8 protein-coding genes are annotated in these 8,259 nt (G+C 65.0%); 3 read left to right on the top strand and 5 right to left on the bottom strand.

The features are described from left to right. Window positions 1–141: 141 nt before the first annotated feature. From NCS58_RS07665 to NCS58_RS07655, 3 genes are all read right to left on the bottom strand, one after another. Complete coding sequence (locus tag NCS58_RS07665) at window positions 142–1,446, bottom strand: RNA polymerase sigma factor (protein ID WP_250538198.1); 1,305 nt, start codon at window positions 1,444–1,446, stop codon at window positions 142–144. Then, on the bottom strand, window positions 1,443–1,841 hold the full coding sequence (locus NCS58_RS07660; protein WP_061117322.1) for a VOC family protein: 399 nt from the start codon (window positions 1,839–1,841) through the stop codon (window positions 1,443–1,445). The genes NCS58_RS07665 and NCS58_RS07660 overlap by 4 nt, the downstream gene beginning before the upstream one ends. Before the next feature lie 87 nt (window positions 1,842–1,928). Then, the gene (locus NCS58_RS07655; protein ID WP_250476643.1) at window positions 1,929–2,282 is read right to left on the bottom strand and encodes a YciI family protein; all 354 of its coding nucleotides are present in this window, start codon (window positions 2,280–2,282) and stop codon (window positions 1,929–1,931) included. Window positions 2,283–2,616: 334 nt separating this feature from the next. Between NCS58_RS07655 and NCS58_RS07650 the strand changes: the two genes are divergently transcribed. Beyond that, a complete protein-coding gene (locus NCS58_RS07650) occupies window positions 2,617–3,015 on the top strand; it encodes a DUF2917 domain-containing protein (RefSeq protein ID WP_061117324.1) in 399 nt (132 codons plus the stop codon). A gap of 12 nt (window positions 3,016–3,027) precedes the next feature. Here NCS58_RS07650 and NCS58_RS07645 read toward each other — a convergent pair whose 3' ends face one another. Together NCS58_RS07645 and NCS58_RS07640 are read right to left on the bottom strand one after the other, a co-directional pair. Beyond that, window positions 3,028–4,683 carry a tannase/feruloyl esterase family alpha/beta hydrolase gene (locus tag NCS58_RS07645; RefSeq protein WP_409241811.1) on the bottom strand — a complete coding sequence of 552 codons (1,656 nt, stop codon included), beginning with the start codon at window positions 4,681–4,683 and terminating at the stop codon, window positions 3,028–3,030. 125 nt (window positions 4,684–4,808) lie between these two features. After that, entirely contained in the window at window positions 4,809–5,669 is an 861-nt protein-coding gene (locus tag NCS58_RS07640) for a LysR family transcriptional regulator (RefSeq protein WP_061117326.1), read from the bottom strand. A gap of 99 nt (window positions 5,670–5,768) precedes the next feature. Here NCS58_RS07640 and NCS58_RS07635 point away from each other — a divergent pair, with 99 nt between their 5' ends. Together NCS58_RS07635 and NCS58_RS07630 are read left to right on the top strand one after the other, a co-directional pair. Continuing rightward, window positions 5,769–7,205, top strand: a complete 1,437-nt coding sequence (locus NCS58_RS07635; protein ID WP_284502161.1) for a DHA2 family efflux MFS transporter permease subunit — start codon at window positions 5,769–5,771, stop codon at window positions 7,203–7,205. A gap of 54 nt (window positions 7,206–7,259) precedes the next feature. Beyond that, a complete protein-coding gene (locus NCS58_RS07630; protein WP_250476639.1) occupies window positions 7,260–8,255 on the top strand; it encodes an aldo/keto reductase in 996 nt (331 codons plus the stop codon). The last annotated feature ends 4 nt before the right edge of the window (window positions 8,256–8,259 follow it).

Here is an 8,259-nt window from a genome sequence, read left to right as displayed (position 1 = left end):
AGTCGCCAGCTTGCCACCGGTTAAAAACCCGACATCTGTAAATAGCCAGAACACGACATTAGGATAAAGCCGCAACAAAGCCAAAATACGCTAATTTGTCTTATGTTAAATCACCAATGCGACTAGCTGAAGTCGAACCCATCACCCCATCTCCCCAGCCCGTCCCAACAAGAACTCCCGCTCCCGCACATTCTTCGTGAGCGCCGCAGCACGCTCGAATTCCGCGCGAGCCTCGTCCTTGCGCCCGAGCCTCGCCAGCAAATCGGCGCGCACGCTCGGCAGCCAGTGATAGCTTCGGAGCGCGGCCGTCCCGGAAAGCGCATCGACTATCGGAAGTGCCGCGTCCGGCCCATACGCCATGCTCACCGCGACCGCGCGATTCAGTTCCACCACCGGCGTCGGCGCGGTCTGCATGAGCGCGTCGTAGAGCGCGACGATCATCGGCCAGTCGGTGTCGGCGGCGGTCGGCGCGCGCGCATGGCACGCCGCGAGCGCCGCCTGCAGCGCGTACACGCCGCGCGCACCGCCGAGCGCTTCGGAGCGTTCCAGCGCCGCGAGCCCGCGCCGGATCAAAAGCGGATCCCAGCGGCTGCGGTCCTGATCCGGCAGGAGCACCGGCCGGCCTTCACGGTCGACGCGCGCCTTCGTTCTCGACGCCTGAATCTCCATCAGCGCGACGAGCCCGTGGGCCTCGCTCTCGTCGGGCGCCAATTCGGCCAGGATGCGTCCGAGCCTGAGCGCGTCTTCACACAGGCCCGGACGCATCCAGTCGTCGCCGGCGGTCGCCGAATAGCCTTCGTTGAAAATCAGATAGATGACTTCGAGCACCGAGCCGAGCCGCGCGCCGCGCGCGTCGGCCTTCGGCACCTCGAACGGCACGCGTGCCGCCGATAGCGTGCGCTTTGCCCGCACGATGCGCTGCGCGATCGTCGGCTCCGGCACGAGAAACGCGCGCGCGATCTCATCGGTCGTGAGTCCGCCGATCAGGCGCAGCGTCAGCGCGGCGCGCGCATCGACGGATAACACCGGATGGCATGCCGTGAAAATGAGTCGCAGCAGATCGTCGCCGATATCGTTCTCGCGCGCGGCGTCGAGCGAATCGACGAAATCCGGCGTGATGTGCGCTTCCTGCGCGTCGAGATCGCGCCCGTATTCCTCGTGCTTGCGCGCGTGCAGCGCGTGCTGTCGCAGACGGTCGAGCGCCTTGTTCTTCGCTGTCGTCATGAGCCACGCTCCCGGCTTTTCGGGCACGCCCACGCCCGGTTGGCTCCAGTGCTCCAGCGCGGCGACGAACGCGTCCTGCGCCAGTTCCTCGGCGAGCGCGACATCGCGCACGACGCGCGCCACGCTCGCAATCACCTTCGCGGACTCGATGCGCCACACCGCGTCGATGGCGCGCCGGGCCGCATCGTCCGCGGCGCCCAGCTCCTTCGCGCGCCCGCTCACGCCGCTTCCGGATTCATGTGAACGAGTTCCCAGATATGACCGTCCGGATCTTCGAAGCCGTGGCCGTACATGAAGCCGTGATCCTGCGGCTCGCGCGGCGCGCGTCCGCCCGCGGCGACGGCCTTCGCGACCAGTTCGTCGACTTGCGCCCTGCTCTCGCACGACAGGCACACGAGCGTTTCGGTGCTCGCGTGGGCGTCGGCGATCGGCTTTTCCGTGAACGTCTGGAAGAAGCGTTCCACGAGCAGCATCGCGAAGATGTTTTCGCCGATGACGAGGCACGCGGCGTCATCGTTCGTAAATGCCGGGTCGAAACTCAGGCCCAGTGCCTTGAAGAAGGTCATCGAGCGCTTGAGGTCGCGGACCGGCAGGTTCACGAAGATTTGTTTGTGCATGATGTGCGGTCTCCGGATTGGATCGTTACGCGGCATCGCAGCCGTTATATGCACGACGATCCGCGCGCGCAAAAATCGACACGAACGTCACAAATAGCAAGGCCCGACCTTGCGGACTTCGATGGTGCACCACGTCGCCGCCGGACATTCGGCTGCAATCGCCACGGCCTGCGCATGCGTTTCGCAATCGATCAGAAAAAAGCCGCCGATCATTTCCTTGGCTTCGGCGAACGGTCCATCGATGATGCGGGCATCGCCATTGGCGTTCGTGACGCGCGCCGCATCCTTCAGCGACGTCAGTGATTCCACCGCGCGCAGCACGCCGCGCGCCTTCAGCGCATCGGCGAATTCCGCCATCTGGCGATACGCCTCGCGCCCCTCTTCCTGCGTGCGACGGCCGCGCTGTTCGACCGGTTCCACCACGAGTAACAGATAAGCCACGACGAACTCCGAAAGGTTTGGATGGCGTCCAAGTTAAACCGTCACGCGCGCGCCGGCAAGGTGTTGCCGGGCCGCGCATGTGCATCGCGCGTCTATCTCGATATTGACAAGCGTCATCGCGCCACACGATACTGCGACACATGCACGCAATCCTCACTCTCTCCATCGCCGCGATTAAAAACCGTATGAACGCCATCCGTGGCGGGTCATCGGGACAGCGTGTGCGCTAGCGAGACAGGCAAGCAAACGAATTCCGAAGGCCCCGCCGCAAGACGGGGCCTTCTTGTTTTTGCGTGCAAGGTTCCGTCTTCGGCTCACATCATGGAGAGCAGAGATGGAAGAGGTATCGCAGGTTTTCGCGCGTCATGGCGTCGGTCACGGCGTGGCGTCGGGCCGCCTGAGCGCATCGGGCGCGCGCGTCGTGGTCTACGTCGACGTGCATCCGCATCAGATGGTGTCGTGGCGGCTTACGCGCGATGCCGAATTGCGCATCGGCGGCGCGTCGGCGTGTTCGCTCTGGCTCACGCGTCATCGCGATCCGTACGACTACTGGATGAAGCCCGGCGATGTCGTGCGCCTGTCGCAAGGCGAGCGCGTATGGCTCACATCGGAGAGCGATCAGGCGATCGAGGTGTCGCTCACGTCGTATCGAGTCGCTACGCGCGGGTTCGTGTCGCGCTGGCTTGCCAAGTTCTGGCCACGCATCGCGGACCATCCTGCGAAGGCGCGCTGACGATGCAGTTGCTCAGGGCTCCATGCAGCGAAAGTTCGCCGCGAGGTTGATACTGCCCTTGCCGAGATAACGCGGATAGCCCGGATAACGGCAGATCGGTCGCGTGCGTCCGTTGGTGGCGGGCGCGATATCGCTGCCGAGGAGCGTTTCCGGCGCGACGCCGTTGCTCACCCATTCGTCGAGCGCGCCGAGTTCGTCCCACGCGGGAATGAACACGCCGTTGCCGTGCTGAAATCCCGGCACCATGTAGAGCCGCATGAACGAATCGACAGTGTCCTTCCCGTAGCGATCGATGAGCCCGCGATAGAACGCGATCGTCTGATTCGGGCTGATGACTTCGTCGGCGAGGCCGTGCATCGCGATGAGCTTGCCGCCGTGCGCAATGACCGCGGAGAAAGCCGGGTTCATTGCGCCGACGGTGTACGCGAGCGTCACGAGGCGCTGCCTGAAGCGGCCGGGATTGTCGAGGTCGAATGTGAGGGCGCCGAAGTCGAGATCGCGCGTGACGAAGTGGCGGATATAAGCGTCGCCCTGCGCGAAGAGATAGCCGTTCGCGGCGAAAGTCGGCGGAGTCAGAAGCGTCGGCGAGTCGCCGAGTCCGAGCGTCCCGGAGAAGTCGACGCCCTGAAACACGTTGTAGCCCGGATAGGTATCGACGCCGTACGCGAGCGGATACGGCAGCGTGACGCCGTCGCGCAGCGTATCGAGCGTGTCGATCTGCGCGTCGGACAGGCAACTGTCGCGCAAGGAAGGACGCTGCCCGTTCGCGCAACGCAGCGACGCGATGATCTGCGGTTCCAGCTTCCTGCACGCCTCCACGTTGCCGACGATGCCGTCCGCCGCGCCGTCGAGCCGGTCGCACTCGTGCACGACGGTCTCGAACACGCGCCGCTGCTGCGCGACGCCGACGAAGCCTCCCGGCTTCGCATACGACGCCTGGCCCACTTTCACGCCCATGAGCCGCACGCCGGAGAAGTTGATCGCGGGCGCGTTGGCGATCACGCCGTCGTAGTCATTCGGAAAGCGCTCGATCACGGTGAACCCTTCGCGCCCGCCCGTCGAGCCGCCCGCGAAGTAGGTCTTGTCGGGCGTGCGCCCGTAGCCCATCTGGATCAGCGCGAGCGCGACGTCGCGCGTTTTCTTGAGATGACCGAAGCCGAAATTGACGATGGCTTCGTCGTTGCCCGCGAAGTCGGCGCGCCCCGCGTTGCCGACGTGGCCCGAATCCGAACCGAAGGTCGCATAGCCGCGCGCGAGCGGCGTCGAGTCGGGCGCGAACGGCATCGGTTCGGTGCCGGAGACGATCGTGCCGTTGTACCCGCCGCCGCCCATCTGCAGCGCGCGGCCGTTCCAGCGGCTCGGCAGATTGACTTCGAAGCGGATATCGGGCGTCGAGTCCTGCAGCGCCTTGATGAAGCCGGTGATGCGGCAGTATTCGCCGTTGCGGTTGCCGGGCGCGGCCGCCTTGACGACCCACGCGGAAACGATCGTCGCGCCGCGCGTCGGCAGTCCGATGATCGACGCGGGCACGTTCTTGCCTTCGAGGTCGTCGCAATGCTTCGTCACGTACGAGGCCGCGTGGGCGTTCGAACACGCGGCGAGCGCGATTACCGCGAAGAGCGCACGGATGCTTACGTCGGACGAAAATAGGCGGAAGGAGCGAAACACGTCTTGGAAGTGGCTACTTCAAACGCCGCACAATATATAAGAACGAATTGGCGATAGCCATTCGGGTCTGCCGGTCGTTGCAGCGGCACAACCGGCCTCCCTGCCCTCGCGGGCTCCTTTCGATTTCATTCGCCGTCCCACTCGCCGCGAAGGTCGCTGTTTTCGAGAAGCTGCAGCAACGTTTCGGCCGGACGGCTCAGATGTTTCGCGCCGAACGCGATGAACTCCACTTCGGGCAATTCGGGCAGATCCGCGCGATTGACGGGCGCGGCCAATCCCCGGGCCGCGAGAAAATGCGAGCGCACGGTCAAGCCGAGGCCGCCGCGCGCCGCGGCAATGCAGCCCGCGTGACTGCTGCTCGTGCACACCATTTGCCAGCTCGCGCCGCTCATCGCGAGCGAATCGAGTACGACGCCCCGCGTGACACTCGGTTCCGAGACGAGGATGAGCGGCAGCGGACCACTCGTATCGACGATGGTGCCCGGCTTCGCGAGCCATTCGAGCCGTCCGGAGAAAAGCCGCATGCCGCGTGCATCGCCGATGCGCCGCTTGCCGACCGCGAGATCGAGCTCGCCGGCGTCGACCATCTGATAGAGCCGCCCGGTCATGCCGATCGTGATTTCCAGCTCGACGTCCGGATGCGTGTCGCGAAACGCCGCGAGCACGCTCGGCAGCGGCCCGAGCGCGATATCGTCCGATGAGCCGAGCCGAACGCGTCCGCGCAGTCGCGGCGAACTGAATTGCGACTGCGCGTGCGCCATCGCTTCGAGAATCACGCGGGCGTGGACGAGCATCGCTTCGCCGTCGGCGGTGAGTGCGAGCGAATGCGTGTCGCGCACGAACAGGCGCCGGCCGACGCTCTCCTCCAGGCGCCGGATATGCTCCGAGACGCTGGACTGTCGAAGGCCGAGCTGCCGCCCCGCATCGGTGAAACTGTGCGACGCGGCCACGGTCGCGAACGTGTTCAGCCAGAGTGGATTGAGCATGCGTCATTGTGATCGGCATTAACGATGACAGTCAATGCGGTTAGCGGTCTTCCCGATGACTCGGTAAGTCATTAACATTTCACATATTGCGCGACGGGCTTGTTTCCAAGCGCTTTCTTCGTCGCGCGGCGACCACCACCCGCTTCCCACATGACCAAGAGTTCTTCGCACACGGCGCTCCTTTGGATCGTCGCCGTGGGCTTTTTCATGCAGGCGCTCGACACGACCATCGTGAACACGGCGCTGCCTTCCATCGCGCGCAGCCTCCATGCCGCGCCGCTCGCCATGCAGTCGATCGTCGTCGCCTACACGCTCACGATGGCGCTCTTCACGCCTGCTTCCGGCTGGCTCGCGGACCGCTTCGGCACGCGCCGGGTCTATCTCGTCTCGATCTCGCTCTTCGTGATCGGCTCGCTCGCCTGCGCAGGCGCGCATTCGTTGAACCAGCTCGTGCTTGCGCGCGTGCTGCAAGGCATCGGCGGCTCGATGCTGCTGCCGATCGGACGTCTCGCCGTGCTGCGCGCCGTCTCCGGCGAAGCCTACGTCTCCGCACTCGCGATGATCTCCGTCGCCGGCCAGGTCGGCCCGATTCTCGGCCCCACGCTCGGCGGCTGGTTCGTCGAGTCGTTTTCCTGGCACTGGATCTTCCTGATCAACGTGCCGATCGGCGCGGTCGGCCTCTACGCGGTGCAGCGCTTTCTGCCGAACGACACGCTGCACGATGCGCCGCCCTTCGACTTCATCGGCTGCGGCTTGCTGTCGATGTGCATGGTGTCGTTCTCACTCGCGCTCGACAGCCCCGTAGAGACGCATCGCGGCGCGGTGTCCGCGGCGCTCTTCGCGCTCGCGGCGGTGTCGGCGTTCGCGTATGTGCCCTACGCGCGGCACAAGCGCAATCCGCTCTTTCATCTCGCGCTCTTTCAGGAGCCGAATTTCAGCGTCGGACTGATCGGCAATCTGCTGTGCCGCATCGGTTCGAGCGCGGTGCCTTTCCTGCTGCCGCTTCTCATGCAGCTCGAACTCGGCTACAGCCCGCTGCATTCGGGCCTGATGATGCTGCCGATCGCCATCGCCGGGACGCTCAGCAAGCGCTGGATCGCGCAACTCGTGAAGCGCTACGGCTACGACACGTTCCTGCTCGTGAACACGGCGCTCGTGGGCGCGTCGATCGTCGCGTTCGCGCTGTTCTCGCCGACCTTGCCGCTCGTCGTCGAGATCGCGATCCTCGTCGTGTTCGGCGCGTGCAACTCGATGCAGTTCGCGGCGATGAACAGCGTCACGCTCAAAGGCCTCTCGATCAAGGATGCCGGCAGCGGCAACAGCCTCTTTTCGATGGTGCAGATGCTCGCGATCGGCCTGGGCGTTTCCATCGGCGGCTCGCTCGTGCAGGTGTTCCAGGGGCCGTTCTCGACCGCGGCCGGCTTCAGGCTGAGCTTCGTCTGCATGGGCGTGGTGACGCTGCTGTCGGGCCTCGTGTTCCGTTACCTCGATTCCGCGCCGCAGAGCGCCGCGCCCGTGCGCGCCGGCACGTCCTGACAGTTGCGGCTATTCTGACGGTCCCATCGAAATCGTTTCTTCTGGAGCGCAACCGTGCAATACCGCAAATTCGGCAATACCGGTCTCACCGTTTCGCGTCTCACGCTCGGCACGATGACGTTCGGCCTGCAGACCGAGGAAGACGTGTCGCGCAGCATCATGGACCGCGCGGCGGACGCGGGCGTCAATTTCATCGATACGGCGAACGTCTATCCGCTCGGCAGCGGACATGATATCGCGGGCCGGACCGAGGAGATCGTCGGCCGCTGGCTCAAGGGCCGCCGCGATAATTACATTCTCGCGACCAAGGCCGTGCATGAAATGGGGCCGCTCGCGTGGCACAAGGGTGCATCGCGCAAGCATCTGCTCGATGCGATCGACGCGTCGCTCAAGCGGCTCGACACGGATTATGTCGACCTGTACCAGCTTCATAACGACGATCACGACACGCCGCTCGACGAGATGCTCGAAGCGCTCGACACCATCGTGCGGCAAGGCAAGGCGCGGTATATCGGCGTGTCGAATTTTCTGGCGTACCGGCTCGCGCGTGCGCTCGGCCGCTCGGACGTATTGCGCGCCGCGCGCTTCGTTTCCGTGCAGCCGCGTTACAACCTGCTGTTCCGCCAGATCGAGCGCGAACTGCTGCCGCTCGCGACTGAGGAAGGTCTCGCCGTGATTCCGTACAACCCGCTCGCGGGCGGTTTGCTGACGGGCAAGCATAGCTTCGATGCCGGCCCGAGCGAAGGCCGCTTCACCGGCGCGGTCGGCAAGGCGGGCGCGATGTACACCCAGCGTTACTGGCACGAGCGCGAGTTTCATACGATCGAGCAGATCAACAAGATCGTCGCGCCGACCGGGCGCTCGCTCGCGGGCACAGCGCTCGCGTGGGTCCTGGCCAATCCGGCGGTGAGCTCGGCGATCATCGGCGCGAGCCGGCCCGAACAACTCGACGAGACGCTCGCGGCCGTCGATCAGCCGATCGATCCGGACATCAAGGCGAAGCTCGACGAGGCGACGGTCGAATATCGTTTCGGCGACGCATTGCGCTGATCTC

This window comes from Caballeronia sp. INML3B (genome assembly GCF_023631305.1).
GTDB lineage: Bacteria > Pseudomonadota > Gammaproteobacteria > Burkholderiales > Burkholderiaceae > Caballeronia > Caballeronia turbans.
The sequence above is the reverse complement of the archived record's forward strand: the minus strand, read 5'-3'. Positions and strand labels throughout refer to the sequence as shown.

Excerpts from the sequence above, each read along its gene's own strand:
- NCS58_RS07640 (WP_061117326.1), bottom strand. The coding sequence starts at position 5,669 with ATGCTCAATCCACTCTGGCTGAACACGTTCGCGACCGTGGCCGCGTCG.
- NCS58_RS07650 (WP_061117324.1), top strand. The coding sequence starts at position 2,617 with ATGGAAGAGGTATCGCAGGTTTTCGCGCGTCATGGCGTCGGTCACGGC.
- NCS58_RS07660 (WP_061117322.1), bottom strand. The coding sequence starts at position 1,841 with ATGCACAAACAAATCTTCGTGAACCTGCCGGTCCGCGACCTCAAGCGC.